This is a genomic window from Jeongeupia sp. HS-3, assembly GCF_015140455.1.
GTDB lineage: Bacteria > Pseudomonadota > Gammaproteobacteria > Burkholderiales > Chitinibacteraceae > Jeongeupia.
Genome location: NZ_AP024094.1, coordinates 829,611 through 854,918 on the forward strand (window position 1 = coordinate 829,611; position 25,308 = coordinate 854,918).

29 protein-coding genes and 1 riboswitch are annotated in these 25,308 nt (G+C 61.9%); of the genes, 21 read left to right on the top strand and 8 right to left on the bottom strand.

The window, feature by feature from the left end; genetic code table 11:
- Window positions 1–72: 72 nt before the first annotated feature.
- The 3 genes from pmbA to JLC71_RS03870 are packed head-to-tail and all read left to right on the top strand — an operon-like array spanning window position 73 to window position 2,416.
- Window positions 73–1,404 carry a metalloprotease PmbA gene (pmbA, locus tag JLC71_RS03860; protein WP_200917358.1) on the top strand — a complete coding sequence of 444 codons (1,332 nt, stop codon included), beginning with the start codon at window positions 73–75 and terminating at the stop codon, window positions 1,402–1,404.
- Between the two features lie 2 nt (window positions 1,405–1,406).
- The gene (locus JLC71_RS03865; RefSeq protein WP_200917359.1) at window positions 1,407–2,039 is read left to right on the top strand and encodes a DNA-3-methyladenine glycosylase family protein; all 633 of its coding nucleotides are present in this window, start codon (window positions 1,407–1,409) and stop codon (window positions 2,037–2,039) included.
- Between the two features lie 44 nt (window positions 2,040–2,083).
- On the top strand, window positions 2,084–2,416 hold the full coding sequence (locus JLC71_RS03870) for a YnfA family protein (protein WP_200917360.1): 333 nt from the start codon (window positions 2,084–2,086) through the stop codon (window positions 2,414–2,416).
- Window positions 2,417–2,487: 71 nt separating this feature from the next.
- On the opposite strand, the gene JLC71_RS03875 is transcribed toward JLC71_RS03870, so the two are convergent.
- Both JLC71_RS03875 and JLC71_RS03880 read right to left on the bottom strand, forming a co-directional pair.
- Window positions 2,488–3,420: a dihydroorotate oxidase gene (locus JLC71_RS03875; RefSeq protein WP_200917361.1), complete on the bottom strand. Its 933-nt coding sequence runs from the start codon at window positions 3,418–3,420 to the stop codon at window positions 2,488–2,490.
- A gap of 68 nt (window positions 3,421–3,488) precedes the next feature.
- Window positions 3,489–3,938, bottom strand: coding sequence for a MarR family winged helix-turn-helix transcriptional regulator (locus JLC71_RS03880; RefSeq protein ID WP_200917362.1), 450 nt, complete (start codon window positions 3,936–3,938; stop codon window positions 3,489–3,491).
- 190 nt (window positions 3,939–4,128) lie between these two features.
- Between JLC71_RS03880 and JLC71_RS03885 the strand changes: the two genes are divergently transcribed.
- Window positions 4,129–5,271, top strand: a complete 1,143-nt coding sequence (locus tag JLC71_RS03885) for an aminotransferase-like domain-containing protein (RefSeq protein WP_200917363.1) — start codon at window positions 4,129–4,131, stop codon at window positions 5,269–5,271.
- A 46-nt stretch (window positions 5,272–5,317) separates the two neighbouring features.
- On the opposite strand, the gene JLC71_RS03890 is transcribed toward JLC71_RS03885, so the two are convergent.
- The 5 genes from JLC71_RS03890 to JLC71_RS03910 form a co-directional block, all read right to left on the bottom strand.
- Window positions 5,318–5,626, bottom strand: a complete 309-nt coding sequence (locus JLC71_RS03890) for a metal-sensitive transcriptional regulator (RefSeq protein ID WP_200917364.1) — start codon at window positions 5,624–5,626, stop codon at window positions 5,318–5,320.
- Window positions 5,610–5,819: a heavy-metal-associated domain-containing protein gene (locus JLC71_RS03895; protein ID WP_200917365.1), complete on the bottom strand. Its 210-nt coding sequence runs from the start codon at window positions 5,817–5,819 to the stop codon at window positions 5,610–5,612. Before JLC71_RS03895 ends, JLC71_RS03890 begins: the two co-directional genes overlap by 17 nt.
- Before the next feature lie 37 nt (window positions 5,820–5,856).
- Entirely contained in the window at window positions 5,857–8,208 is a 2,352-nt protein-coding gene (locus JLC71_RS03900) for a heavy metal translocating P-type ATPase (protein ID WP_200917366.1), read from the bottom strand.
- 129 nt (window positions 8,209–8,337) lie between these two features.
- Window positions 8,338–9,540 (bottom strand): cation:proton antiporter domain-containing protein, encoded by a 1,203-nt coding sequence (locus JLC71_RS03905; protein ID WP_200917367.1) that lies wholly within the window; start codon window positions 9,538–9,540, stop codon window positions 8,338–8,340.
- Between the two features lie 204 nt (window positions 9,541–9,744).
- Window positions 9,745–9,969, bottom strand: coding sequence for a hypothetical protein (locus JLC71_RS03910; RefSeq protein WP_200917368.1), 225 nt, complete (start codon window positions 9,967–9,969; stop codon window positions 9,745–9,747).
- A 452-nt stretch (window positions 9,970–10,421) separates the two neighbouring features.
- Here JLC71_RS03910 and JLC71_RS03915 point away from each other — a divergent pair, with 452 nt between their 5' ends.
- The 17 genes from JLC71_RS03915 to JLC71_RS03995 all read left to right on the top strand — a co-directional run bounded on the left by JLC71_RS03915 (window position 10,422) and on the right by JLC71_RS03995 (window position 24,017).
- On the top strand, window positions 10,422–10,913 hold the full coding sequence (locus tag JLC71_RS03915) for a low molecular weight protein-tyrosine-phosphatase (RefSeq protein WP_200917369.1): 492 nt from the start codon (window positions 10,422–10,424) through the stop codon (window positions 10,911–10,913).
- Between the two features lie 74 nt (window positions 10,914–10,987).
- A riboswitch (yybP-ykoY riboswitch) is annotated at window positions 10,988–11,168 on the top strand.
- Window positions 11,169–11,186: 18 nt separating this feature from the next.
- Window positions 11,187–11,753: a TMEM165/GDT1 family protein gene (locus JLC71_RS03920; RefSeq protein ID WP_200917370.1), complete on the top strand. Its 567-nt coding sequence runs from the start codon at window positions 11,187–11,189 to the stop codon at window positions 11,751–11,753.
- 46 nt (window positions 11,754–11,799) lie between these two features.
- Window positions 11,800–13,092 carry an NCS2 family permease gene (locus JLC71_RS03925; RefSeq protein WP_200917371.1) on the top strand — a complete coding sequence of 431 codons (1,293 nt, stop codon included), beginning with the start codon at window positions 11,800–11,802 and terminating at the stop codon, window positions 13,090–13,092.
- A gap of 10 nt (window positions 13,093–13,102) precedes the next feature.
- Window positions 13,103–13,648: an adenine phosphoribosyltransferase gene (locus tag JLC71_RS03930; RefSeq protein WP_200917372.1), complete on the top strand. Its 546-nt coding sequence runs from the start codon at window positions 13,103–13,105 to the stop codon at window positions 13,646–13,648.
- A 40-nt stretch (window positions 13,649–13,688) separates the two neighbouring features.
- Window positions 13,689–14,237 (top strand): hypoxanthine-guanine phosphoribosyltransferase, encoded by a 549-nt coding sequence (locus JLC71_RS03935; protein WP_200918246.1) that lies wholly within the window; start codon window positions 13,689–13,691, stop codon window positions 14,235–14,237.
- 22 nt (window positions 14,238–14,259) lie between these two features.
- A complete protein-coding gene (locus JLC71_RS03940; RefSeq protein ID WP_200917373.1) occupies window positions 14,260–15,891 on the top strand; it encodes a hypothetical protein in 1,632 nt (543 codons plus the stop codon).
- 118 nt (window positions 15,892–16,009) lie between these two features.
- Window positions 16,010–17,257, top strand: coding sequence for a serine hydroxymethyltransferase (glyA, locus tag JLC71_RS03945; protein WP_200917374.1), 1,248 nt, complete (start codon window positions 16,010–16,012; stop codon window positions 17,255–17,257).
- 110 nt (window positions 17,258–17,367) lie between these two features.
- Entirely contained in the window at window positions 17,368–17,823 is a 456-nt protein-coding gene (nrdR, locus tag JLC71_RS03950; protein ID WP_200917375.1) for a transcriptional regulator NrdR, read from the top strand.
- Between the two features lie 3 nt (window positions 17,824–17,826).
- Window positions 17,827–18,531 (top strand): glutamine amidotransferase, encoded by a 705-nt coding sequence (locus JLC71_RS03955; protein ID WP_200917376.1) that lies wholly within the window; start codon window positions 17,827–17,829, stop codon window positions 18,529–18,531.
- Window positions 18,528–19,658: a bifunctional diaminohydroxyphosphoribosylaminopyrimidine deaminase/5-amino-6-(5-phosphoribosylamino)uracil reductase RibD gene (ribD, locus tag JLC71_RS03960; RefSeq protein ID WP_236250970.1), complete on the top strand. Its 1,131-nt coding sequence runs from the start codon at window positions 18,528–18,530 to the stop codon at window positions 19,656–19,658. The genes JLC71_RS03955 and ribD overlap by 4 nt, the downstream gene beginning before the upstream one ends.
- Window positions 19,655–19,831 (top strand): YfgJ family double zinc ribbon protein, encoded by a 177-nt coding sequence (locus tag JLC71_RS03965; RefSeq protein WP_200917377.1) that lies wholly within the window; start codon window positions 19,655–19,657, stop codon window positions 19,829–19,831. The genes ribD and JLC71_RS03965 overlap by 4 nt, the downstream gene beginning before the upstream one ends.
- Window positions 19,832–20,446: a riboflavin synthase gene (locus JLC71_RS03970; RefSeq protein WP_200917378.1), complete on the top strand. Its 615-nt coding sequence runs from the start codon at window positions 19,832–19,834 to the stop codon at window positions 20,444–20,446.
- A complete protein-coding gene (gene ribBA, locus JLC71_RS03975; RefSeq protein ID WP_200917379.1) occupies window positions 20,443–21,534 on the top strand; it encodes a bifunctional 3,4-dihydroxy-2-butanone-4-phosphate synthase/GTP cyclohydrolase II in 1,092 nt (363 codons plus the stop codon). Before JLC71_RS03970 ends, ribBA begins: the two co-directional genes overlap by 4 nt.
- A gap of 35 nt (window positions 21,535–21,569) precedes the next feature.
- Window positions 21,570–22,043, top strand: a complete 474-nt coding sequence (gene ribH, locus JLC71_RS03980) for a 6,7-dimethyl-8-ribityllumazine synthase (RefSeq protein ID WP_200917380.1) — start codon at window positions 21,570–21,572, stop codon at window positions 22,041–22,043.
- Complete coding sequence (nusB, locus tag JLC71_RS03985; RefSeq protein ID WP_200917381.1) at window positions 22,040–22,531, top strand: transcription antitermination factor NusB; 492 nt, start codon at window positions 22,040–22,042, stop codon at window positions 22,529–22,531. The genes ribH and nusB overlap by 4 nt, the downstream gene beginning before the upstream one ends.
- Window positions 22,532–22,533: 2 nt before the next feature.
- A complete protein-coding gene (thiL, locus tag JLC71_RS03990) occupies window positions 22,534–23,493 on the top strand; it encodes a thiamine-phosphate kinase (protein WP_200917382.1) in 960 nt (319 codons plus the stop codon).
- Window positions 23,493–24,017, top strand: coding sequence for a phosphatidylglycerophosphatase A family protein (locus JLC71_RS03995; RefSeq protein WP_200917383.1), 525 nt, complete (start codon window positions 23,493–23,495; stop codon window positions 24,015–24,017). Before thiL ends, JLC71_RS03995 begins: the two co-directional genes overlap by 1 nt.
- Window positions 24,018–24,104: 87 nt before the next feature.
- Here JLC71_RS03995 and bamC read toward each other — a convergent pair whose 3' ends face one another.
- Entirely contained in the window at window positions 24,105–25,292 is a 1,188-nt protein-coding gene (bamC, locus tag JLC71_RS04000) for an NlpB/DapX family lipoprotein (RefSeq protein WP_200917384.1), read from the bottom strand.
- Window positions 25,293–25,308: the final 16 nt, after the last annotated feature.

Below are 25,308 nucleotides of genomic sequence, written 5' to 3' on the forward strand. Positions count from 1 at the left end.
GATTTGCCCGGTTGGCATGTCCGCCGGCACGGCGCCAACCTATTTCTGCCTATCCATCGTTAAGGATGACCGATGTCCGAATTCAGCTTCAGCCCAGAACAGCTTGGCGATCTCGCCGCGACCGTGCTCGACGAGGCACGCCGTCAAGGGGCGAGCGCCTGTGAGGTTGACGCCTCCGAAGGACTTGGTCAGAACGTTTCGGTTCGCCTGGGCGAGGTCGAAACGATCGAGTACAACCGCGACAAGGGAATCGGTGTCACGGTTTATCTGGGCCAGAGCAAGGGCCATGCCAGTACCTCGGATTTTTCGCCGACCGCACTGACCGAGACGGTGAAGGCAGCGCTGGCGATTGCCCGTTATACCGCCGAAGATCCATGCGCCGGCCTGGCCGACCCATCGCGCTTCGCCACCGTGTTTCCCGATCTGGATGTCTACCATCCGTGGGCCTTGCCGGTTGAAGAGGCCATCGAGCTGGCGCGGCGTTGTGAGGCCGCGGGCCAAGCGGTTGATCCGCGCATTACCAACTCGGAGGGCGGCAGTGTATCGACCTCGGCATCGCGCTGGGTGTACGCCAATTCGAATGGTTTCTCCGGTTTGGGCGAATCAACCCGCCACGGCATTTCGGCTGCGCTGATTGCCGAAGATGAGTCGGGCATGCAGCGGGATTACTGGTACACCGCCGCACGTGCTGCATCCGATCTCGATAGCGTTGAATCGGTCGGTCGCAAGGCCGGCGAGCGCGCGGTGCGCCGCTTGGGTGGCCAGCGGGTCAAAACCGGTGAGTATCCGGTGCTGTTCGAGGCGCCGGTGGCATCGTCCTTGATCAGCCACTGGGTCTCGGCCGTCAGTGGTGGCAGCCTGTTCCGCAAAACCAGCTTCCTGACCGAGAGTATCGGCACGCAGGTGTTTTCACCGATTGTCGAGATCGTTGAAGATCCATTCCTGATCCGCGGTTTGGCCAGCGGCGCTTTCGATGCCGAAGGCGTGATGACCGAGCGGCGCGAACTCGTGACCGCAGGGGTGCAAAACGGCTATTTCCTTGGTAGCTACAGCGCCCGCAAACTGGGCATGCAAAGCACCGGCAATGCTGGCGGCGCGCACAATCTGCTGGTGAGTGCGACCGCCGACTTTGACGCGCTACTCGCCCAGTTGGGCACCGGCCTCTTGGTCACCGAATTGCTTGGCCACGGTATCAACCTCGTGACCGGCGATTATTCGCGCGGCGCGGCGGGTTTCTGGGTCGAGAACGGCAAGATCAGTCACCCGGTCGAGGAAATCACCGTCGCGGGCAATCTGCGCGATATCTTCAAGGGCATCGTGGGTATCGGTAATGATTGGCATACCTCCAGCAGCCGTCGGGTCGGGTCTATCCTGATCGACCGGATGACGGTTGCCGGGGAGTGAATGTGCCGGAGCCTACGGGGCGGCCAGCGTACTGGGGCGAAGCCTGCGCCAGGCTGTCGGCCGCCGACCCGGTCTTGGCGCGGCTGATCGCCGCCTATCCGGGCATCAGCCTGGAGGGGCGCGGCGACGTATTCATGACCCTGGCACGCTCGATCGTCGGCCAGCAGATTTCGGTCAAGGCGGCCGATTCGATCTGGCAACGCTTCGAGTCCTGCGTGATTGATGTGCGCAGCGATCAGGTGTTGGCCGCGCCGGTTGAGGCGCTGCGCGGCTGCGGGTTGTCACAGCGCAAGGTCGAGTACCTCAAGGATCTGGCGCTGCATGAAGCCGAGGGTCGATTGGCGTCCGGACGATTGATGGCGATGGATGACGAAGCAATCATTGCCGAGCTGACGTCGATTCGCGGCATCGGCCGCTGGACGGCCGAGATGTTCCTGATGTTTCACCTGCTGCGCCCCGATGTGCTGCCGCTGGACGACATCGGCCTGATCAAGGCGGTAGCACGCTTCTATCACGACGATGAACGCCGACCGCGCGGAGATATCAAGGCACTGGCGCAGCGCTGGGCGCCGTGGCGCTCGGTTGCCACCTGGTATCTGTGGCGGGGGCTGGAGCCGCTGCCGGTCAGTTACTAGCCGAGCACGATAAGCTGTCGAACAACCACTTTGCGCTGTCCACCATGTCCGTCGTTCAAACCGTCTCCCTTTTCATCCTGACCGCGCTGGCCGAAATCATCGGCTGCTACATTCCCTACCTGTGGCTGAAGCAGGGTTTGTCCGCCTGGTGGTTGCCGCTGGCGGTGGTCAGCCTGGCGCTATTCGCCTGGCTGCTGACCCTGCATCCGAGCGCCGCAGGGCGGGTCTACGCGGCCTACGGTGGCGTTTACATCACCGTGGCGCTGGGCTGGTTATGGGCGGTGGACGGCATTCGCCCGTCGGGCTGGGATGTGCTTGGTGTATCGGTGTCGCTGGCCGGGATGGCGATCATCATGTTTGCGCCACGCGCGGCTTGAGCCGTAAAAAAGCCGCGTTCGACAACGCGGCTTTGGGCTGGGCGAGAAAGACGTAGCGCCGGGCAGGTCGTTCAGAGTGTCTTGAGCTTGCCGCGGAATTCGCCGATCGAAGTGTAGCCCTTGCTGGCCATGATGGCCGACAGCTCGGCGATCAGCCGCTCGAAAATCGCCGGGCCTTCCTCGTACAGCGCGGTACCGACCTGAACCAGGCTGGCGCCGGCGAGCAAGTGCATAAAGGCTTCGGTGCCGGTTTGAACGCCGCCGCAGCCGATGATCTGCTTGCCGGGGCAGCGGCGGTAGAAGGCGTTGACGTTGGCCAGCGCCGTCGGCAGCACATAGGCACCGCCCAAGCCGCCAAAGCCGTCCTTGGGCTTGATCACCACCGATTCGGTCTCCGCATCGATTACCAGACCGTTACCGATCGAGTTGATGCAGGTGACAAAGGCCAGTCGCGGGTAGCGGTTCAGAATCTCGGCCGCGGCATCGAAGTGCGAGATATCGAAATAGGGCGGCAATTTGACGCCAAACGGGCGCTTGTAGGCGTCGTTGACCTCGTCGAGCAGCTCGTCCATCGCTTCGAAGTCATAGCCGATCTGTGGCTTGCCGGGTACGTTCGGGCAGGACAGGTTCACTTCGAGCAGCGCCGGGTTCACCGCTTCGCGGATGGCCGCGATCATCTCGACGTTATCGTCGAGCGTCAGCCCCGAAATTGACAGGAACAGCAGCTTGCTGTCGTGATCGAAGCGCTCGGCATAGTCGAGATAGTACTGATAGCCCTCGTTGGGCAGTCCCATCGAATTGATGCTGCCAAGCTGCAGCGCGCGGTAACGCGGCTCCGGGTTGCCGGTGCGCGGCTGCAGCGTGCAGCTCTTGGTGACCATGGCGGCGGCGCTACTGGCGGCCAGCGCGTCAAGTTCGGCGACGGTGCGGCAATACACGCCCGATGCGTTCATCAATGGGTTGGCCAAAGGCTGGCCGAGGAAGTGGCTGGTCAGGTCAGTCATGGCGTTTTTGGGGTTGAGATGGATGCATTTAATCCTAGGGCATCGTCGCAACGATGCCCTGCGCTTGATCAAGGTTGGCGTGACTCGCTGGCAGCAAGCTCATCCATGACCTTGCACCAGCCTTCGAAAGCGGTCTCGCCGGCACGCTCGAAGACCTTGGCGAGCAGTTCGCGTTGCACGCCGGTGAGCGAGGCCTCCAGCGTCCGGCCGGCGGGGCTCAGCGTCAGCCGGCGGGCGCGCCGGTCATCGTTGCAGACGTTCACCGTGACAAGGCCGGCCTGCTGCAGCGCCTTGAGCGGGCCGTTCAAAGCCTGCTTGGTGACGCCAAGGCGTTGCAGCAGCTCGCCGACGGTCAGGCTCGGGGTGCGGGCAACGAAGTAAAGAATGCGATGGTGCACGCGGCTCCAGCCGCGTTCGGCCAGTAGCGAATCCGGTGGTGCGGTCAGCGCGCGAAAGCCGTAGAACATCTGTTCCCAGGCGCCGTTGAGCTGCGTTTCATCGATGGGCGTGCCAGTCATATTGACGTGATCCCTTGAAGGCGGCAGGATTAAAACCATAATAGGTCAACGATTTTGGCTTATATAGCGGCGACTGCCAATGCCATGATTCACCAAATCGTGCGCAGGCAGCACCCTGCGGCGCGCACAACGCAAAGCAATATCAATATCGGCATGACGCCGATTTCTTTCGCGTTGACAGGAGAAGACCATGTTTGCCCGCCGTATCGACCAACTCTGCTCATCCCTCGTTCGCGACATCCTCGCCGCGACCAAGCGTCCCGGGATGATTTCCTTTGCCGGCGGCTTGCCGGCCGAAGAGGCGCTGTTCCGGCCGGAACAGCTCGACGCATCGCTGCTGGCCTCGGCCTGGCAGTACGGCGAGACCGAAGGCGAACCGGCGTTGCGCGCGGCGATTGCGTTGTTGGGGCGTGAGCTGGGTCTGGATTGCCGGCCCGAGCAGGTGCTGATCGTCAACGGCTCGCAGCAGGGCATCGATCTGGTGAGCAAGCTGATGATCGACGAGGGCACGCCGGTGCTGACCGAGGCGCCGGCCTATCTGGCCGCGCTGCAGTCCTTCGGCCTGTTCGGGGCGCGATTCTGTCCGGTCAAGGTCGAGCCGACCGGCGCCGATCTCGCCGGTTTCGAGCGCACCTTGCCCGATGTACGCTTTGCCTATCTGACCCCGACGTTCCAGAATCCGTCTGGCTATTGCTACACCGATGCCGAGCGCGACGCGGTGGCCGCGTCGCTTGACCGCCATGACGTGATGCTGTTCGAGGACGACCCCTACCGCGCGCTGTCGTACGACGGCGAGGCACCGTTGCCGATTGCCGGCCGGCTGAACAAGGCGCGCTGGATTTACCAGGGCTCGTTCTCCAAAACCCTGGCACCGGGCCTGCGGCTGGGCTTCCTGATCGTCCATCCGGACCTCGTTAGCCCGCTGACGCGGCTGAAGCAGGCCGCCGATCTGCACAGCAACCGCATCAGCCAGACCATCGTCGCCGACTTGCTGGCGCGCGGCGAGCTGGCGCGGCATGTGGCGGCGGTGCTGCCCCTGTACCGTGAACGCCGCGATGCGATGGCGCAGGCCTTGCAAACGCATCTGGGTGACCGGGTGCAGTGGTCGCTGCCCAGTGGCGGGCTGTTCTTCTGGGTGAAGCTTGCCGGTCATTGCGACACCATGGCGCTGATGCGGCGTGCGCTCGAGTCCGGCGTGGCGGTGATGCCCGGCGAGCCTTTCTTCCCGGCCGGGAGCGAGGCGAGCTGGCTGCGCCTCAACTTCAGCCACGCCAATCCCGCACAGATCGATGCCGGCATGGCCAGGCTGGCCACGCTGCTCGACGCGGCCTGAGTCGTCGTCATGGATACCTGCAGGGGTATCCATGACGACGACTGCCTCAGCCGAGCTTGCGCATCACCACCATGAGCTCGTCGATCGCGGCGGCGCCATCGCCGGCCGTGATCGCATCGGCCACACAGCCGCGGGCATGCGCTTCGAGCAACTGCATGCCGAGGCTGTCGAGCGCCGATTTGGCCGCGGCAATCTGGGTCAGGATGTCGATGCAGTAACGGTCTTCCTGCACCATGCGGTTGATGCCGCGCACCTGGCCTTCGATGCGGTTGAGCCGCTTGGTCAGCGCATCCTTGTTGTCGCGTTCGACCTTGCGCTCGCCCGGGCTATGGCAGCATTCAGCGGACGATGTCATAGCCGGCATCCTCGATCGCACGTTCGATTTCGGCCGCATCGGTATCGGCGGCGTCGAAATCGACCTGCGCGACTGGCGGTGCCAGCGATACGCTGACGGTCTTGACGCCTTCAACCGCCTGCACGGCGCGGGTGACCGACGCGACGCAACCGCCGCAGCTCATGCCGTCGATACGGATTTCAATGTGTTCCATGGTGTGTACTCCTTGTTGAACGATGAAAAGGGAAAATTCAGCCTCGGCGGGCGGACCAGCGCTTCAGCAGCAGCGCATTGCTGACCACCGAGACCGAACTGGCCGCCATCGCCGCGCCGGCGATCACCGGGTTCAGCAGACCGAAGGCCGCGAGCGGGATGCCCAGCACGTTGTAGGCAAAGGCAAAAAACAGGTTCTGGCGGATCTTGCGCATGGTTGCACGCGACAGGCTCAGTGCATCGGCGATATGCGCCAGATCGTTGTGCATCAGCGTGACGTCGGCTGCCTCGATCGCGGCGTCGGCGCCGGTGCGCATGGCAAAGCTCACATCGGCGGCGGCGAGTGCCGGGGCGTCGTTGATGCCATCGCCGGCCATCGCAACGACCTTGCCCTCGGCGCGGAACGCCTGCACCGCTTCGGCCTTGTCCGCCGGCTTGACGCCCGAACGATAGCGATCGATGCCCAGCGATTGCGCCACGCTGGCGGCGACCGCTTCGTTGTCGCCCGACAGCATCACCACTTCGATGCCGGCGGCCTGCAACTGCGCCACGGCGTGTTTGGAGGTCGGGCGCACGGTATCGACGATGCCGATCAGGCCGGCAAACACATCATCCACCGCCACGGCGATCACGGTGCGGCCGCGCGCTTGCAAGGCATTGGCCTCGGCCAGCGCATGGCCGGGGAGTGCCCAGCCCGGCACGCCGACCCGCACGGTGCGCTCGCCAACGCGGGCGGCAACGCCATGCCCCGGCGCGACCGCGAAATCGGCGACCGACAGCCGGCTCAGGCCGAGCGCTTCGCCATGGGCAAGTACGGCGCGGGCCAGCGGATGTTCGGAGCCGGCTTCGGCGCTGGCGGCCAGTTGCACCACGGTGTCGACATCGAAACCGTTCTGCGGCAGCACATCGGTGACGGCAGGCTTGCCTTCGGTCAGTGTGCCGGTCTTGTCGACCACCAACAGGTTGACCTCACGCGCACGCTGCAGCGCTTCGGCGTTGCGGAACAGAATGCCGCGCTTGGCGCCAAGGCCGACGCCGACCATCACCGCCGTCGGCGTGGCAAGACCGAGGGCGCACGGGCAGGCGATTACCAGCACGGCCACGGCATGCATTAGCGCGGTCGCCCAGCTACCGGTCCACCAGACGGTGGCAAAGAAGGTGACAAGCGCGATGGCCACGACCACCGGGACAAAGACCGACGAAATCCGATCGGCCAGCTGCTGAATCGGCGCTTTCGAGCCTTGCGCCTGCGCCACCAGCCGGACGATATCGGCCAGTTGGGTCGCACCACCGGTGGCGCTGGCGCGGATGCGCAGCATGCCTTCGATATTGCGGGTGCCGGCATACACGGTGTCACCCACCGCTTTGTTGACCGGGGCGGATTCGCCCGAGAGCATGGCTTCGTCAATCGCGGCATTGCCGTCCTCGACCTTGCCGTCGACCGGCAGCGGTTCGCCCTGACGAACGATGACGATATCGCCGGCAACCAGGTCGCCGATGGCGACATCGAGCAACTGGCCATCGCGCTCGACCCGCGCCGTTTTCGGTTGCAGCGCCAGCAGCTCGGCAATCGCACCGGCGGTGCGCCCCTTGGCGCGGGCCTCTAGCAGTTTGCCGAGCAGCACCAGCGTGATGATGGCCGCGCTGGCTTCAAAATAGAGGTGCGCGTGCTGCCATCCCGCGAGCGTCACCACGGCGCTATAGCCCCAGGCCATCGTCGTGCCCAGCACGATCAGTACGTCCATATTGGCGCCACCGCCGCGCAGCGCATGCCAGGCGCCGCGATAGAAGCGCAGGCCGACGGTGAATTGCACCAGCGTTGCCAGCGCGAACTGCCACATCCGTGGCACGGCTTCATGCCGGCCACCCAGCATGGCGGCCATCTCGACCATCAGCGGCAGCGTGAGTAAGGCGGCAAAGCCAAAGGCCCACCAGCTGCGGCGCAATGCGCCATCGTCATGGGGTTGGGGTGTGTTTTCTTCCTGGAGCCTGGCGCCATAGCCGGCCTTGCGCACGGCGGCAATGGCCGCGTCGGCGCTGAACTGGCCCGCCGGGAAGCGCAGCGTCGCGGTTTCGGTGGCGATATTGACCGTGGCTTCGACGCCGGCTTGTTTATTCAGCACCTTTTCGATGCGCGTCGCGCAGGCGGCGCAAGTCATGCCTTCGATGGCCAGCGTCAGTGTTTGCGCGGGCACGGCGTATCCGGCCTTCGCAATGGCACTGATCACTTCGCTGACACCGGCCTGGCCGCCAAGCTGCACCTGGGCCGATTCATTGGCGAAGTTGACGCTGGCGTTGACGCCATCGAGCCGGTTGAGCACTTTTTCGATCCGCGTTGCGCAAGCTGCACAGCTCATCCCGGTGATCGGCAGGCTGATTTCCTTGTTCATGACGGCTCCGCTTTGTATAGGGTGTGGGGGTATATTATGCCCGTGGGGGGTATATGGCAAGCCGGTGTATTGCCAGTCGTGAAATAAAAGAAAAGGGCCGCGGTGAGGCGGCCCTTGTTGTGTGCTGTGTCAGGCGCCGGCGGGCGTTGACTGTCGCCAGCGGTCGAGCAGCGAAAACACCAGTGGATTGAGCAGGATCGACAGGATGGCGCCGGCAATCACCAGCGCGTGCCCCAGCGGCGGCAGCAGATTGAGTGCGACGCCAAGTCCGGCGAGGATGAACGAGAACTCGCCTATTTGTGCCAGGCTGGCCGAAATCGTCAGCGCGGTTTTCAGGTCGTGACGAAAGGCCAGAACGATGCCCAGTGCTGCCAGCGATTTGCCGATGATGATCACCAGTACCGTGCCAAATACCGCCCACGGGTGTTCGATCAGGATGCGTGGATCGAGCAGCATGCCGACCGACACAAAGAACAGCACCGCAAATGCATCGCGCAGTGGCAGCGATTCTTCCGCTGCGCGGTGGCTGAACTCCGATTCGGCCAATACCATGCCGGCGAAGAAGGCACCCAGCGCGAACGACACGTCAAAGAGTTGCGATGCGCCGTAGGCAACGCCGAGCGCCGTGGCCAGTACGCCAAGCCGGAACAGCTCGCGACTGCCGGTCCAGACGATGCGCTCCAGCATCCACGGGATGAAGCGACGGCCGACGATCAGCATAAAGGCGACAAAACCGATGACTTTGCCCACGGTGAGCAGCAGCGTCATGCTGAGCTCGCCGGTATCCAGGGTGCCGCTCTTGCCGGAAAGGATGCCCGCCAGTGCAGGCAGCAGCACCAGCGTCAGTACCATGGCCAGATCCTCGACGATCAGCCAGCCAACGGCGATCCGGCCTTCGGGGGTTTCCAGCAGATCGCGCTCTTCCAGGGCCTTGAGCAATACCACGGTACTGGCGACCGAAAGTGCCAGGCCAAACACGAGGCCGGCGCTCATCGTCCAGTCGAACAGCCAGGCCAAGCCCATGCCCATGACCGTCGCCATGCTGATTTGCACGATGGCACCGGGAATGGCGATATGTTTTACCGCCAGCAAGTCTTTCATCGAAAAGTGCAGGCCCACGCCGAACATCAGCAGGATCACGCCAAGCTCGGCCAGTTCCGGTGCCAATTTGGGATCGGCAACAAAGCCGGGGGTAAACGGGCCGGAAAGAATGCCTGCGCACAGATAGCCCACCAGCGGCGGCAGCTTGAGCCGAATGGCGACGCAACCAAGAATGAAGGCGAGCACGAGGCCGCCCACGATGGTGGTGATCAGCGGCGTGGCGTGAGGCATCGCAGTCCTTGTTGTAATGTGGAGGAGGCTTGCGCTAGGCGGGTGTCTGGAAAGACTAACTTATTAAGGAGTGCAGAGTAATTGCAAGGTTCCCGTACCGAAAGCAAAAAACCGGCCAGCTCGGTGAGCCAGGGGAAATGAAAAAAGCCGCTCGAAAGCGGCTTTTTTCAGGGGAAGCGCCGCGTGAGGCGGCGCCGGGCTTCTTTATGACGCGAACTGGTGGGAGATTTGTCCCTTGGCCCAGTTGGCCGCATGGCGCAGTGATTCGTGAACCGAATGGCTGCGGGTTTGCGGTGCGCGTTGCCATGCAGTCACAGGTTGACGTACATGACGGTTACAACGAACGATTTGATACCAGCCATCAAGGCCGGTGCCGATCGGGGTCGGGCGGACTTCAACATTGAAGTCGTAATGATTTTGGTTTGCCATTTTTTGGCTCCTTGCTAAACATGCCATCCAAGCCGGATGGCAGGGCGCTGAAGGAGGAGCACTTGTTCTGAGAAGAACTTACTTGGGAGTCGAACGACTCGCATGGAGTACTGCTTTGAAACAATCGTGAGAGGGTGCTCAATCAGATCAGTGGTGACGATGCTGCACATGTTTTCAAGTTGTGGCAAGTGTGAATTGTTGGCAATTTGTACGGCGATCCTTGGAAATCATCCGCGGTCAGGCTGCGGCTTGGCTGTCGCGCCGTTGTGAGGGGGCGCCGGAGTGTGTCGTGGAGGCAAATTTTTTGGTGCGCACCAGTCTAGGCGTCGGCAAGATGCGCCGTGCCAGACCTCAGATGATGGTGACTTGATCCAGGTTGGGGATGTGGGGCGGTGTTCGGGCGTAAACTCCGGCAGACTTGTTGATTATCTTGCGATAAGCATTTGAAAAAAATGAACAAATATTCAGTTGTTTTCGTGTGCACCGGCAATATCTGCCGTAGCCCGACCGCCGACGGCGTGTTGCTCAAAATGGTTGAAGAGGCGGGCTTGGCGGCTAGCGTGGTCGTCGACTCGGCCGGCACGCAGGATTATCACGTCGGCGAAGCGCCGGATCGGCGAGCGCAGGCGCACGCCAAAAAGCGCGGCTACGATTTGTCGGGCTTGCGGGCGCGGCAGGTTGAGCTGAGCGATTTTTCGCGGTTTGATCTGATTTTGGCGATGGATACGAGCCATATGCGCGTGCTGGAGCGTCATTGTCCGCCCGAGCATCAAGCCAAGATCAAGCTCTTCCTCGATTTCGCCAACCAGGCGCACGAGCGCGAAGTGCCCGACCCGTATTACGGCGGGGACGCCGGTTTCGAGCATGTGCTTGATCTGGTCGAGGATGGTTGCGCAGGGCTGCTGACCCATGTGCGCAACGAGCTGGCGCGGCGTGGCGATTAGGTTTTGTGCGGGAGACGGCAAAATTCGGCCTTTTGCCGCGTTGCCGGCTTGGTTGCGAGCCGGTAAGATCGCGCTCTTTGGTCTTCAGGGGAGTAGTCGCCTGCCTTGCGCAGGGGGTACGTCAACATACTTGGACTGCTGGTCCATGGCGTATCCGGCCGATTCCGTTCACGCGGGCTCGTGCTTGACAAGACCTGAGGTCTGCAAACCGTACACCCGGGTGGGCGACGGTAGGCAGTCCTCACGTCAGCCCGCCCTGGATACATAAGTCAAATGGACGCTTTCTTCGTCTCTACCGGTGTCGTCGCCCTCGCTGAAATCGGCGACAAAACCCAGCTGCTTGCACTTTTGCTGGCCGCGCGGTTTCGCCGTCCCTTGCCGATCGTGCTTGGCATCTTCGCCGCGACCATCCTCAATCACTTTGCCGCTGGCTGGCTTGGGCAATGGCTCGCCAGCCTGATGACTCCCGCTACCTTGCGCTGGGTCATCGGTTTCGGCTTTCTGGCCATCGCGGTCTGGACCTTGTTCCCGGACGAGATGGACGATGATGAGGCCCCGGTCAAGGCCTATGGCGCTTTTCTGGCGACGGCGGTGACGTTTTTCCTGGCCGAAATGGGCGACAAGACGCAGATTGCGACCGTGGCGCTGGCGGTGCATTACCATCCGCTGTGGATGGTGATCGCCGGGACGACGGTGGGCATGATGATTGCCGATGTGCCGGCGGTATTTGTCGGTAACTGGATTTCGCAGCGCATGCATCTGTTGCGCTATGTGCGCTTTGTGGCTGCGGCGGTGTTTGCACTCATGGGCGGGCTCGCGCTTGCCGGTGTAGGCACCTAAGCGCAATAACTAACTCATTCAATAACGCTGATAACGCGGGGAAACGATGCTCGACGCATTTTTCAAGCTCAAGGAGCACGGTACAAATGTTCGTACCGAGGTGATCGCCGGTTTCACCACCTTCTTGACGATGGCTTACATCATCTTCGTCAATCCATCGATCCTGTCGCTGACCGGCATGGACTTCAACGCGGTCTTTGTCGCAACCTGCCTGGCCGCAGCGATCGGCACGGCCATCATGGGCTTGGTGGCGAACTATCCGATCGCGCTGGCGCCAGGCATGGGCTTGAACGCCTACTTCACCTTCGCGGTGGTGCAGGGCATGGGCGTGCCGTGGCAGACGGCGCTTGGCGCGGTGTTCATCTCGGGCATCATTTTTGTGCTGGTGTCATCGTTCAAGATCCGGGAGATCCTGGTCAACGCGATTCCGCGCTCGCTCAAGCTGGCGATCTCGGCCGGTGTCGGCTTGTTTCTCGCGATCATCGGCCTCAAGAGTGCCGGCATCATCACCGGTAGCGAGGCCACGCTGGTCAAGCTTGGCGACATCCATTCGCCGTCGGTACTGCTGGCGGCGCTCGGGTTTGTGCTGATCGTTGCGTTGGAATATCGCAAGGTCAAGGGTTCGATCATCATCGGCGTGCTCGCCGTGACCGTCTTGTCGGTCTTGCTGAACCTGACCCCGTTCAAGGGTGTGTTCGCGATGCCGCCGTCGATCGAGCCGACCTTTATGCAGCTCGATCTGAAAGGCGCGTTCCATGCCGGTCTGATCGGGGTGGTGTTCATCTTCTTCTTTGTCGACCTGTTCGATACGACCGGCACGCTGATCGGTGTTTCACATCGATCGGGCCTGCTCGACAAGGACGGCAAGCTGCCACGCCTCAAGAAGGCACTGCTCGCCGATTCGACCGCAATTATCGCCGGCTCGGTATTGGGTACGTCGAGCGTGACCGCGTATGTTGAATCTGCAGCCGGCGTGGCCGAAGGTGGCCGGACTGGCCTGACGGCGGTGGTGGTGGCGCTGCTGTTCCTGGTCGCGCTGTTTCTGGCGCCGCTGGCCGGCACCGTGCCAGCCTACGCCACCGCACCGGCGCTGTGCTATGTGGCCGTGCTGATGGCGCGTGGCCTGGCCGAAATTGACTGGGACGATATCACCGAAGCCGCACCGGCCGTGATCACTGCAGTCGGCATGCCGTTTACCTATTCAATCGCCGACGGGATTGCCTTTGGTTTCATCAGCTATGCTGCCATCAAACTGCTGGCCGGTCGTTTCAAGGATCTGAGTCCGGCGGTGTTGATCATCACCGCGCTGTGGATCGTCAAGTTTGCGTTGTTCGGATAAGGGGCGCCCGATGGAGCTGCATAGCGAGGAGTACATCAAGGCCCGTATTCGTACGGTGCCCGATTGGCCGCAGCCGGGCGTGCAGTTTCGCGATATCACGCCGCTGTTGCAGGACCCGAAAACCTTTCGTGTTCTGGTCGATACCTTCGTGCATCGCTATATGGATCAGCAGCTCGACGTAGTGGCCGGGGTCGATGCGCGTGGATTTATTCTCGGTGCGGTCGTTGCTTACGAGCTCAATCTGGGTTTCGTACCCATTCGCAAAAAGGGCAAACTACCCTTTACGACGGTTTCCGAAGAGTATGAACTCGAGTACGGCTCGGCCGCTGTCGAGATCCACTGTGATGCCTGTCGTGCCGGCGATCGCGTGCTGTTGATCGATGACCTGGTCGCGACCGGCGGAACAATGATTGCTGCGGCCAAATTGTTGACGCGAATTGGCGCCACGGTGGTTGAGGCGGCGGCGATTGTCGATCTGCCCGAATTGGGTGGCTCTGCGCTGGTGGCCGCGCAAGGCATTCCGCTTTATACCGTTTGTGATTTTTCCGGCCATTAATCGGCCGGATATTTGTAGATTCAGGAGTTTTACCGTGACCATGGAATTGCCAGAAGCACTGACGATCATCGATAACGCCGACCTGCTGCATTCCGATGCCGAGGTGCTGGCTGCGATCGAACGGATGGCCAGCCAGATGACTGCTGCGCTCAAGGATACCAATCCGATCGTCTACACCGTGCTGAACGGCGGCCTGATCGTCGCCGGCAATCTGCTGCCGCGACTGAAATTCCCGCTGGAAATGTCCTACCTGCACGCGACGCGTTACCGCAATGACACCAGTGGTGGCGTGCTCGACTGGAAGGTAAAGCCGCACGACGACCTCAAGGGACGTACCGTGGTCATCGTTGACGATATCCTCGATGAAGGCCACACGCTGGCCGCCATCGTCGAGTACATCAAGGCGAAGGACGTCAAAGAGATCTACGTCGCGGTGCTGGTCGACAAGCTGCACAGCCGCAAGGCCGCAGGGATCAAGGCCGATTTCGTCGGTCTCAAGGTTGACGACCGCTTCCTGTTCGGCTGCGGCATGGATTATCAAGGCTACTGGCGCAATACTCTGGCCATCTACGCGGTCAAGGGTCTGTAATTCGTTCGGGCGGAGGTGGTGGATGACTGAGTCGCAGCAGGTCCGCCACTTTCGCCAGATCCTGATCTGGCCCCTGCAACTGATGCCGCTCGACGAGAGTGGTGTGCCGGGGCAGCAATGGCGCTTGATGGCCGATGCTGCGAAGCAGGGCTCGCCATGGCAGTTGCGGTCGAGCGAGTTCGAGCGTGGCGCGTTTCAGGAGCGCCATTACCGCGAGTTCGTCACCTTCCTGCCTTATGTGCAGCGCTTTCTGTACGGCGAGGGCGAGACCGAGGCGAGCGATGTCGCCAGTTTTGGCAAGTCCCCGCTGCACGTCTTTCGCCGTCAAGACGTCAAGTCGGTGCGCCTGCGGTTTCGCGATGGGGTCGAGCTCGATCTGGCCGTCGCGCACATCGACCTCTATTTCTTCTTTGATCTCGATGTCGTCATTCTCGCGCTTGAGGTCATGGGTGGCGACCTGTCGCTGCCGCGCGTTCAGGATGTACTGTTTCGTTTCGGCAGGGCGTTCCCGGCGCAGTGGGACGAGGATGGCGGGCCGGCAAGCTGTCTCGCCGGCGTAGCCTGGCTCGGTGGCGATGGGCAGGTGCTGGCGCAGTCCGATTATGCCGATCGCGACGCCTATCTCGATTATCTTGCCGAGTTTCGCTCGCCGCGCCTTGCCAGCCATTGGGCCTGGTTGCTCGAACCGATGGTGCCGCACCACTCGGGCGCGAGCGGTGGCGTGCGCTATCGGCAGGTCGAGTATCACCGCATGCCTTTGATGGCCTATTTGTCGCTCGATGATCCGTTTTCGCTGTCCGACGCGGATTTCTACCGGCTCGGTACGGTGGCGCGTCCGGATAGTGACGAGGCGCTGTCGATACGGCTGATCAAGGATTTCATCGTCGAGAGTTGTTACGACCGCTTCTGGTCGCCCGAGCAGGGCGTGGCGAGCGCGTCGACGCGGACGATGTGCAATGGCCATGCGCTGATCGTCGTCGGTGGCCGCGATCATGCGTTTTTCAACGATGCGCAGACCGGCGTGCTTGGCCAGTTCCGTCATCAGCAATTCCAGCTGGCCTTGATCGCTCATTTTCACAAGGCCGCCTTGCTGACGTTCTCGGACCGGATGGCCGTGGCGCTGGCGCGGCTCAATGTTGGCGACGTGCATTCGGTACGCCTGTTCAAGCGCGATATCCGCATCCAGCTCGAAGTTTTCTTGCGCTTTACCCAGCGTTACTGGTTTCGCGAGGTATCCAATCAGGCCGCCGCAGCGCGGCTGTTCGAGATGCTGCGCCAGCACTTGGGGACGGCGGCCTTGTATCAGGAGGTGCACGACTCGGTGAAGAGTATGAGCCAGTATCTCGATAGCGACGATCTGCGCCGGCAGGCCGACACCGTGGTCAAGCTGACCGTAGTGACGATTCTGAGTCTGGTCGGCACCACGGTGACCGGGTTCCTGGGGATGAATGTGTTCGATCTTGCCGACGCACACCCCTTGGCCAAGTTCGGGTACTTCTTGCTTGTTTTGGTGCCGGCGCTGGCACTGACGCTGTACACGCTGATGAAGGCGCGGCCGCTGTCGGAGTTCATCGAGCGCATGGCCGATCAACGCAGCGATTGGCACGTCCGCCTGGCAGCCTTCGCCCGCATCTGGCGCAAACGCGGTCGATAATCAGCGCTGTGGGCATGAATGGCGCTCATCTTGTTGCGCTACAGGATTGCGCCAAAGACCCGCGCCGCTCGTGGTAGAATTCGGCCAATCTTCTCAATCGGCTACGGAAAGCGAACCCATGTTCTCCAAGTCTGTCACTCTCTCGCAATACGATCCCGACCTCTCCGCTGCGCTGCAGGGCGAAGTGGTGCGCCAGCACGAACACATCGAACTGATCGCGTCGGAAAACTACACCAGCCCGGCCGTCATGGAAGCGCAGGGTTCACAGCTGACCAACAAGTACGCCGAAGGTTATCCGGGCAAGCGTTTCTACGGTGGCTGTGAATACGTTGATGTCATCGAGCAATTGGCGATCGACCGCGTCAAGGCGCTGTTCGGCGCCGAGTACGCCAACGTGCAACCGCATTCGGGTTCGCAGGCCAACCAGGCCGTGTATTTCTCGATCCTGAAGCCGGGCGATACCGTGATGGGGATGAACCTCGGTCACGGTGGTCACCTGACCCATGGTTCGCCGGCCAACCTGTCGGGCAAGTTGTTCAATATCGTCGCTTACGGCTTGAACGAAAACGAAGAAATTGATTACGACGATATGGAACGTGTCGCGATCGAAACCAAGCCGAAGCTGCTGATCGGCGGTGCTTCCGCCTACGCGCTGCGTTTCGACTGGGCACGCATGCGTGAAATCGCCGACAAGGTTGGCGCTTACTTCATGGTCGACATGGCGCACTACGCCGGCCTGATCGCCGCTGGCGTGTACCCGAACCCGGTGCCGCACGCGCACTTCGTGACCTCGACCACGCACAAGACGCTGCGCGGCCCGCGCGGCGGCATCATTCTGGCCAAGGCCGAGTTCGAGAAGTCGATCAACTCCAATGTGTTCCCGACGCTGCAAGGCGGCCCGCTGATGCACGTCATCGCCGGCAAGGCGGTGGCATTCAAGGAAGCGGCGACGCCGGAATTCAAGGCTTACCAAGAGCAAGTGATCAAGAACGCGCAAACGATGGCGGCAACGCTGGCCGAGCGCGGTCTGCGCATCATCTCGGGCCGTACCGAATCGCATGTGTTCCTGGTTGACCTGCGTCCGAAGAACTTGACCGGTAAGGCCGCCGATGCGGCACTGGGCAAGGCGCACATCACCGTCAACAAGAACGCGATTCCGAACGATCCGGAAAGCCCGTTCGTGACTTCGGGCATCCGTATCGGTTCCCCGGCGATCACCACGCGTGGTTTCAAGGAAGCGGAAGCCGTGCAAGTGGCGAATCTGATTGCCGATGTGCTCGACAATCCGGCCGACGAAGCCAATCTGGCGAGCGTTGCCGAGAAGGTGAAGGCGCTGACCGCGAAGTTCCCGGTCTACGTCGACTGATCTTGCCAAGCGCATGAAAAGGGTGGTGCCGTAAGGCACCACCCTTTGCCTTTTTCACGCGTCCGTTCTTTATTGATCTTTACGCTTATCCGGCTCATGAGGGCCTGTCGATGAAATGTCCGTTCTGCGGTTCTCCCGATACTCAGGTGGTTGACTCGCGCGTGTCCGACGAGGGCGATACGGTACGCCGCCGACGTCGCTGCAATGTGTGCGACAAGCGCTTCACCACCTACGAAACCGCCGAAGTACGCATGCCGCAAGTCGTCAAGCAAAACGGCCAGCGTTCAGAGTTCGATCGCGACAAGATCCGCATTAGCTTCCAGCGCGCGCTGCACAAGCGCCCGGTGCCAACGCAGCTGATGGACGAGGCGATTTCACGCATCATCCAGAAGGTGCTCAGTGTGGGTGATCGCGAAATCATGTCGCGCCAGATTGGCGAGATGGTGATGGCCGAGCTCGCCAAGCTCGATAAGGTGGCCTATATCCGCTTCGCCTCGGTGTATCGCTCGTTTTCCGATGTCGATGATTTTCGCGATGTGATTCGCGAAGTCACCAAAAAGGACTGAGTCGTGTCGCGCACCGCCTGGATCATCCGTCATCTCGCCTTTGAAGACCTCGGTACGCTGGCTGCGCCGCTCGTTGCGCGTGGCTACACGCTGCGTTATCTCGAGGCCGGCGTTGATCGCCTCGACGCGCTGGCCGATGCTGCGGTGGACGATCTGCTGGTGGTGCTTGGTGGGCCGATTGGCGTCTATCAGACCCACCGCTATCCCTGGCTGCTGACCGAAACCGTTGCCATCGCCGGCTGGCTTGAGAGCGGCCGCGCGACGCTGGGTATTTGCCTTGGCGCGCAGCTGATCGCCGCTGCGCTCGGTGCGCGGGTTTATCAGGGAAACGGCAAGGAAATCGGCTGGTTTCCGCTCACGCTGACCGAAGCCGGGGTTGCGTCTCCGGTGCGGCATCTGGGGGCTGATCTGACGTCAATGCTGCACTGGCACGGTGACACTTTTGATTTGCCGGCGAATGCCGAGCTGCTGGCGTCCAGTGGCATGTACCCGCATCAGGCCTATCGTGTCGGCGATCGGGTGCTGGCTTTTCAGTGCCATCCGGAAATCGACCCTTCGCGTTTCGAGCAATGGCTGATCGGTCATTGCGATGAGCTGGATGCCGCCGGTATCGGCTTTGGCGTGCTGCGCGAGCAAACCGCCAGCCACGGCGAGCGCTTGCGTGCGCAGGCGGCGCTGTGCATCGGCGAGTGGCTGGATTCGCTATGAGCGACGTGCCGGGCATGAGCGATCGTATCCATATGCAGCATGCGCTGCGGCTCGCGGCGAGAGGGTTGTACACGACCACGCCGAACCCGCGCGTCGGCTGTGTGATCGTCAAGGATGGCGTCGTTGTCGGTGAAGGCTGGCATGTGCGCGCCGGTGAGCCGCACGCCGAAGTGCACGCCTTGCGCATGGCCGGCGCTGCCGCAAGCGGCGCCACCGCGTACGTGACGCTGGAGCCGTGCAGCCATCATGGCCGCACGCCGCCATGCGCCGATGCGCTGGTTCAAGCCGGTGTCGCCCGCGTGGTCGTGGCGATGACCGATCCGAATCCGCAAGTTGCCGGACGCGGACTGGCGCGACTGCGTGCTGCCGGCATTGCGACGGCGTCCGGTGTGCTCGAAGCCGAGGCGCGCGAGCTCAATGTCGGCTTTGTCAGCCGGATGCTGCGTGGCCGGCCTTGGACGCGGATCAAACTTGCTGCAAGTCTGGATGGCCGGATTGCCCTCGCCGACGGACAATCAAAATGGATTACCGGCGCCGCCGCGCGCGCCGATGTGCAACGCTGGCGCGCCCGTTCGTGCGCCATGCTCACCGGTGTGAATACCGTGCTTGCCGATGGTGCGCAGCTGACGGTGCGCGATTTCGATGTTGAACGCCAGCCGCTGCGCGTGGTGGTCGATAGCGCTTTGCGTACGCCTGTGACTGCACGGCTGTTGCAAGCACCGGGTGTGTTGATCGCTGGGGCGAGCGATGGCGTCAATCGTGCTGCGCTGGAAGCGGCCGGTGCCGAAGTGCTGCTTCTGCCCGGTAGTGATGGCCGGGTTGATCTGGCTGCGCTCTTGCTGCATCTGGGCGGGCGCGGCATCAACGAGCTGACCGTCGAGGCTGGCGGTGTGCTGGCCGGCGCCTTGTTGCAAGCGGGCTTGGCCGACGAGCTGCTGTTGTACCAGGCGCCAGTGCTGATCGGCCAGGGCAAGCCTATGGCCGATTTTGCCTTGTCGAGCCTGACCGAGCGCTTCGCGCCCCGGGTGATCGAGCGCCGCAGTGTCGGCGATGATCTGCGCTGGACCTTGCGCTTTACCGATCCGGCCCAAGCTTTCACAGGATCAATTGCGGAGAATGGACAATGAACGAAGCCCAAGCCGCACCGTTATGCCCCGATTGCGGCAAGCCGCTGGATATTCTCAAGGCTTGCGGCGCGACCAGTTATTTTTGCAACCACTGTAATGAGCTCAAATCATCGCAGCGGGTGCGCGACTACAACGCCAGCCAGCCGACGGCGGCCGGGAAGGAGCAGCGCTGAATGTTTACCGGAATTGTGCAAGCCATCGGCACCATCGAACACGTCGAGCCGTTTCCCGGCGGCGTGAAGCTGACCGTCCATGCGCCGGAGCTGGATTTTGCCGACGTGGTCCTGGGTGACAGCATCTCGCATAACGGCGCCTGCATGACCTTGATCGAGCAGGTCGATGTCCACCGTTATCGTATCGATGTCTCCGACGAATCGCTGCGCTGCACGGTTGGTCTTGATGTCGAGAGCGGCAAGGTCAATCTTGAAAAAGCCATGCGCCTTGGCGATATGCTCGGTGGGCATCTGGTTTCCGGCCATGTCGATGGGGTTGGCGATGTGGTCTCGTTCGATCCGGTTGGCGACAATCGCGAGCTGGTGGTGAGGGCGCCGAAGGCGATGGCCAAGTATCTGGCGGCCAAGGGCTCGGTCGTCGTCAATGGCGTGTCGTTGACGACCAACTCGGTGCGCGATGTCGAGGACGGTTGTGTGTTCTCGATCAACCTGATTCCGCACACGCTTTCGGTGACGACGCTGGGGTCGCTGGCCGCCGGTTCACGGGTCAATCTGGAAATCGACCTGATCGCTCGCTACGTCGAGCGCATGCTGAATGCGGAGCAGGCCCAATGACCGCCATTTCCCCGGTTCAGGACATCATCGCCGACATTCGCGCCGGCAAGATGGTCATCCTCGTTGACGAAGAAGATCGCGAGAACGAAGGCGATTTGCTGATGGCGGCCGAGTTTGTGACGCCGGAAGCCATCAATTTCATGGCCAAGTACGGTCGTGGTCTGATTTGTCTGACGCTGAGTGCGGAGCTTGGAAAACAGCTGAATCTGCCGCTGATGGTGAGTCAGAATGCCTCGGGCCACGGCACCAATTTCACCGTGTCGATCGAAGCCGCCGAAGGCGTGACCACCGGCATTTCGGCCTACGATCGCGCGCTGACGATCAAGAAGGCGGTCGCCTTCGATGCCAAGCCGAGCGATCTGGTGTCGCCGGGTCATGTGTTCCCGTTGCTGGCGCAGCCCGGTGGCGTGCTGGTGCGCGCCGGCCATACCGAGGCGGGTTGCGATCTATCACAGCTGGCGGGTTTGCAGCCGGCGTCGGTGATCTGCGAAATCATGAACGATGACGGCACCATGGCGCGGCTGCCGCAGCTGCTGGAGTTCGCCGCCGAACACGATATCAAGGTGGGCACGATTGCCGACCTGATCCATTACCGCAGTCAGACCGAGTCGCTGATCGAGTGTGTGGGCCGCCGTCCGGTCGAGACCGCCGCTGGCGTGTTCGATCTGGTGGTGTTTCGCGATACCTTGTCGACCGCCACTCACCTGGCGCTGGTCAAGGGCGAGCCGCAGATGGATGCCGAAACGCTGGTGCGGGTGCACGAGCCGCTGTCGGTGGTCGACTGGATCGATCTTGGCGCAGGCAACCACTCGTGGGATGTTCGCGCTTCGCTCGAGGCGATCAACCGCGCCGGTTGCGGCGTGATGGTGCTGCTGCATCGCACCGAGTCGGGCGAAGACCTGCTGGCGCGCGCGCTGCCGGAGTTGGGTCTGAACAAGGTACGCAAATGGGATTTGCGTACCTACGGGATCGGTGCGCAGATGTTGCGTGCGCTTGGGGTTGGCAAAATGCGTTTGCTGAGTCCGGAGCGCAAGATGCCGAGCATGGCCGGCTTTGGCCTGGAAGTCACCGGTTTTGAAACGCCCTGATTTTTTCAGGGCCAGACTAATAAGGATTGCAAGCCATGAGCTTTATTCCGAATCGTGAACAGGCATTGCCACCACTGGATGGCCGTGGCCTGCGCATCGGCATTGTGACCTGCCGCTTCAACGATGGCGTCACCACGGCCTTGCGCAATGCGTGCATCGGCGAGTTGATTCACCTTGGCGTGGCCGAGGATGCCATCGAGGAAGTCGCCGTGCCCGGGGCGCTTGAAGCCCCGCTGGCGCTGCAACTGCTGGCGCAGACCGGCCGTTTTCACGCGCTGGTGACGCTGGGTTGCATCATTCGCGGTGAAACCTACCACTTTGAACTCGTCGCCAATGAGTCCGGCGCCGGGGTGACCCGGGTCGGGCTTGATGCTTCGATTCCAATCGCCAACGCCATTCTCACCGTCGAAAACGATGAGCAGGCTGAGGTACGCAAGATCGACAAGGGCATCGATGCCGCCCGTGTCGCCGTAGAAATGGCCCAACTTAAAAAAGCGTTAAAAGCATGAGCGAAAACGAACAGCAAGCGAGCACTACTCCTCCGGCGAAGCCGAAATCCGCGCGCCGTCGCGCCCGCGAATTCGCGGTGCAGGGCCTGTATCAATGGAACCTGACCGGCGATACCGTCAACAATATCGAAAAATTCCTGCGCGAAAGCAGCACGCAGTTCGGCCGTGCCGACGAGGTACTGTTCCGGGCGGTAATGTACGGTGCGATCAAGGAATCGGCCGGTCTGATCCGGCTGATCGAACCGCATGTCGATCGCCCGCTCGAAGAAGTCAGCCCGGTTGAAGCGGCAATTCTGTTGGCGGGTGCATTCGAGATTGTGCACATGCCGGAAACCCCGTATCCGGTGATCATCAACGAGGCGATCGAGCTGGCAAAAACGTTTGGCGGCACCGATGGCCATCGTTTCGTCAATGGCGTGCTCGACAAGCTGGCCGCCGCTGTGCGCGCCGACGAGGTCGAAGCGATTCGCGCCAAGCGTCGCGGCTGAGCGTGAACGAATTCGACCTGATCGGTCGCTATTTTGCCCGTCCTGCCCGGCGGGCGCTGCTGGGCGTGGGTGACGATTGCGCCTTGCTTTCGCCGCCGCCGCCGGGGCAGGTGCTCGCGGTGTCGGTCGACATGCTGGTCGAAGGACGGCATTTCTTTGCCGGGGTTGATCCGCGTGCGCTGGGCCACAAAACGCTGGCGGTGAATCTGTCCGATCTCGCCGCCATGGGAGCCAAGCCGGCCTGGTTCACCTTGGCGCTGGCTTTGCCCGGCGCCGATGCAGACTGGTTGGCGGGCTTTGCCGATGGCCTGTTTGCGTTGGCCGATGCCGCCGATATCGAGCTGGTCGGCGGCGATACCACCCGCGGACCATTGACCCTGTCCATTCAGGTTGCCGGGCATGTGCCGGCCGGGCAGGCAATGCGCCGTGACGGTGCCCGGCTTGGTGACGATGTCTGGGTGTCAGGCGCGCTTGGCGCTGCGGCCATGGCGGTCAGGCATCGCGCTGGCGAGATCGAACTTGATGCGCCAATGCTGGCCGCCTGCTCGGCGCGGCTGGATTGGCCGTCGCCCCGTTTGGCGCTTGGCGAGCGTTTGCTCGGCCACGCCAGTGCCGCGCTGGACGTCTCCGATGGCCTTATTGGTGACTTGGGGCATATTTGTGAGTGTTCGGGTTTGGGGGGTGATATCGACTGGCTGCAGGTGCCGGTTGATGTGGTGATTTCGCATTTGCCCGAGTCGGTGCGCCAATCTGCGGCGCTGGCTGGTGGCGATGATTACGAGTTGTGCTTTACCGCCGCGCCATCGGAGCGCGAAGCTATTGTCTCGCTCTCGGATTCGCTTGGTCTGCCGCTTTCCCGTATCGGCCGCATGCGGGCAGGGCAAGGCGTGGCCGTGCTGGATGCCGACGGGCAAGTACTGCCGCTGGCTCGTGGCGGCTTTGATCATTTCTCGGTGCCGTGATGCATTCAACCGGCAAGACCGTGCCCAGCATTCGCCCTGATTGGCGTTTTCTGTTGCGCCATCCGGCGCATTTCATCGCGCTGGGTTTTGGTAGCGGCCTGCCACGCCATGCGCCCGGTACTTGGGGGACGCTGGCCGGTCTACCCTTGTATGCGCTGATGCAGCTATGGCTGAACCCGATGCAAATCCTGCTGCTGTGTATTCCGGTCTTTGTGCTCGGCACCTGGGCGGCGGGGGTGGCCGGAAAGGCGTTGGGCGTGCACGATCATGGCGGTATCGTGATCGACGAGATCGTGGCGATCTGGATGGTGCTGGCCGTGTTGCCACAAACCTTGAGTGGCTTTGCCGCTGCGTTCGTGGTGTTCCGCTTCTTCGATATCGTCAAGCCATGGCCAATTCGTGTGCTGGATGCCCATGTGCCGGGTGGCTTTGGCGTGATGCTCGATGATGTGCTCGCGGCTGTTTTTTCGATCTGCTTGCTGCAGGCGCTGCTGTATTTCTGGCCGGGCCTGTTGAGTTTCTGATCCGGCGGAGCCGATTGAGCGCTGCGCTGAAATAAAAAGGCGACCCGAAGGTCGCCTTTTTCATGCTTGTGGTAGGGCTTGCTGCGTTTAGCGCAACTGGCCGAGCAGGGCAGACAGCAGCTTGTTGCGGCTGTCGGCATCCAGTGCGGCATTGTCCTTGCCGGTGAGGGTAAGGGTCGTTTGATTGACGCCTTCCTGCAGATGCACCTCGTAATCCTTCGACGGAGCGGCCTTTTTCTTCTCGTCTTTCTGCCAGAATGCCATCGACGAGAAGAAGCTGGTGGTTTCCTCCGCACCGATATCCTCGGCTGCGCGGCGAACGTAATAGACGCCCTTGCTGCGATCGCGATCGGTCACCACATAGCCGATACGATCAAGCGCCAGCCCGACACGGCGCCATGCACGGTCGTAGTTGTCGTTGATTTTCAGTGCCGTTGCGTCGTCGTTCAGCGATGCAAACACGGCGGCATTGGCCGGTTTCTTGACGACGGTGGCGGCCTGCTCCGGCGTCATGCCAAAGCGTTGCAGCATGAGTGCCAGCATCTCGGCCTCAAGCTCCGGATCGGCCTTGCGCGGCACCCAGATGGTCTTGCTGTCCGATGTTTCGTTGCCAAGGCGGCTGGTGTCGGTGCTGCCGTTGTCTTTGTAGACTTCCTGCATGCCGCGGTGCGACAGGTAGATTTCGGTCGTGCCCGGCTGGCTGCCGTTTTCGATGCGGGTGCGGAACTTGTCGAGTTCACCGGTCGAAATGAAGCTGTCCGCGACTTTGCGCAAGAGCTTGGTGACCCAGTCTGCCGGCAGGTTGGCGCGGTTTTCCAGCCAGTCGGTTTCCATGATGCCGAGCTGCGGGTTATCGATTTTCAGCAGGAAACCGTTGTCGAGCCAGAATTGGTGGATTTCGGGCCACAGCTTTTTTGCGTCGCCCTGAACAACCAGCCAGCGCTGGCCGCCGGCTTCGACCATCTTGGCCTTGGTCGACGCAGGCAGAATGCCGGTCGTTGCCGTGTTGGGCACCGGGGCGGCAACGGCTGCGGATGCGCCGCCCTTGGTTGCCGTTTGAGTGGCTAAGGAGACGGTGTTGCTGCGCTCGGGGATGACGTAGCCGGGGTTGGATGCCGGCGCGGTCAGATCCGGCGGCACTTCCAGCGTGTTGTTGGAGACATTGTCGCTACCCGAACGGTAGTCAACCTTGCGTTGCAGCATCATTTGATCGCTGCTGCAGCCGGCAAGGCCAACGGCAACGGCGATCGGGATCAGGCGGAAAAACGGTTTCATCGGCATCTTCGCGTAT

Coding starts and splice junctions, on each gene's coding strand:
- JLC71_RS03915 (WP_200917369.1), top strand. CDS start 10,422: ATGAACAAATATTCAGTTGTTTTCGTGTGCACCGGCAATATCTGCCGT.
- JLC71_RS03880 (WP_200917362.1), bottom strand. CDS start 3,938: ATGACTGGCACGCCCATCGATGAAACGCAGCTCAACGGCGCCTGGGAA.
- ribBA (WP_200917379.1), top strand. CDS start 20,443: ATGACCGCCATTTCCCCGGTTCAGGACATCATCGCCGACATTCGCGCC.
- nusB (WP_200917381.1), top strand. CDS start 22,040: ATGAGCGAAAACGAACAGCAAGCGAGCACTACTCCTCCGGCGAAGCCG.
- JLC71_RS03935 (WP_200918246.1), top strand. CDS start 13,689: ATGGAATTGCCAGAAGCACTGACGATCATCGATAACGCCGACCTGCTG.
- JLC71_RS03920 (WP_200917370.1), top strand. CDS start 11,187: ATGGACGCTTTCTTCGTCTCTACCGGTGTCGTCGCCCTCGCTGAAATC.
- ribD (WP_236250970.1), top strand. CDS start 18,528: ATGAGCGACGTGCCGGGCATGAGCGATCGTATCCATATGCAGCATGCG.
- JLC71_RS03895 (WP_200917365.1), bottom strand. CDS start 5,819: ATGGAACACATTGAAATCCGTATCGACGGCATGAGCTGCGGCGGTTGC.
- JLC71_RS03905 (WP_200917367.1), bottom strand. CDS start 9,540: ATGCCTCACGCCACGCCGCTGATCACCACCATCGTGGGCGGCCTCGTG.
- pmbA (WP_200917358.1), top strand. CDS start 73: ATGTCCGAATTCAGCTTCAGCCCAGAACAGCTTGGCGATCTCGCCGCG.
- JLC71_RS03890 (WP_200917364.1), bottom strand. CDS start 5,626: ATGACATCGTCCGCTGAATGCTGCCATAGCCCGGGCGAGCGCAAGGTC.
- JLC71_RS03875 (WP_200917361.1), bottom strand. CDS start 3,420: ATGACTGACCTGACCAGCCACTTCCTCGGCCAGCCTTTGGCCAACCCA.
- JLC71_RS03870 (WP_200917360.1), top strand. CDS start 2,084: ATGTCCGTCGTTCAAACCGTCTCCCTTTTCATCCTGACCGCGCTGGCC.
- JLC71_RS03910 (WP_200917368.1), bottom strand. CDS start 9,969: ATGGCAAACCAAAATCATTACGACTTCAATGTTGAAGTCCGCCCGACC.
- JLC71_RS03900 (WP_200917366.1), bottom strand. CDS start 8,208: ATGAACAAGGAAATCAGCCTGCCGATCACCGGGATGAGCTGTGCAGCT.
- JLC71_RS03970 (WP_200917378.1), top strand. CDS start 19,832: ATGTTTACCGGAATTGTGCAAGCCATCGGCACCATCGAACACGTCGAG.
- glyA (WP_200917374.1), top strand. CDS start 16,010: ATGTTCTCCAAGTCTGTCACTCTCTCGCAATACGATCCCGACCTCTCC.
- JLC71_RS03965 (WP_200917377.1), top strand. CDS start 19,655: ATGAACGAAGCCCAAGCCGCACCGTTATGCCCCGATTGCGGCAAGCCG.
- JLC71_RS03925 (WP_200917371.1), top strand. CDS start 11,800: ATGCTCGACGCATTTTTCAAGCTCAAGGAGCACGGTACAAATGTTCGT.
- JLC71_RS03885 (WP_200917363.1), top strand. CDS start 4,129: ATGTTTGCCCGCCGTATCGACCAACTCTGCTCATCCCTCGTTCGCGAC.
- nrdR (WP_200917375.1), top strand. CDS start 17,368: ATGAAATGTCCGTTCTGCGGTTCTCCCGATACTCAGGTGGTTGACTCG.
- JLC71_RS03940 (WP_200917373.1), top strand. CDS start 14,260: ATGACTGAGTCGCAGCAGGTCCGCCACTTTCGCCAGATCCTGATCTGG.
- JLC71_RS03995 (WP_200917383.1), top strand. CDS start 23,493: ATGCATTCAACCGGCAAGACCGTGCCCAGCATTCGCCCTGATTGGCGT.
- bamC (WP_200917384.1), bottom strand. CDS start 25,292: ATGAAACCGTTTTTCCGCCTGATCCCGATCGCCGTTGCCGTTGGCCTT.
- JLC71_RS03930 (WP_200917372.1), top strand. CDS start 13,103: ATGGAGCTGCATAGCGAGGAGTACATCAAGGCCCGTATTCGTACGGTG.
- ribH (WP_200917380.1), top strand. CDS start 21,570: ATGAGCTTTATTCCGAATCGTGAACAGGCATTGCCACCACTGGATGGC.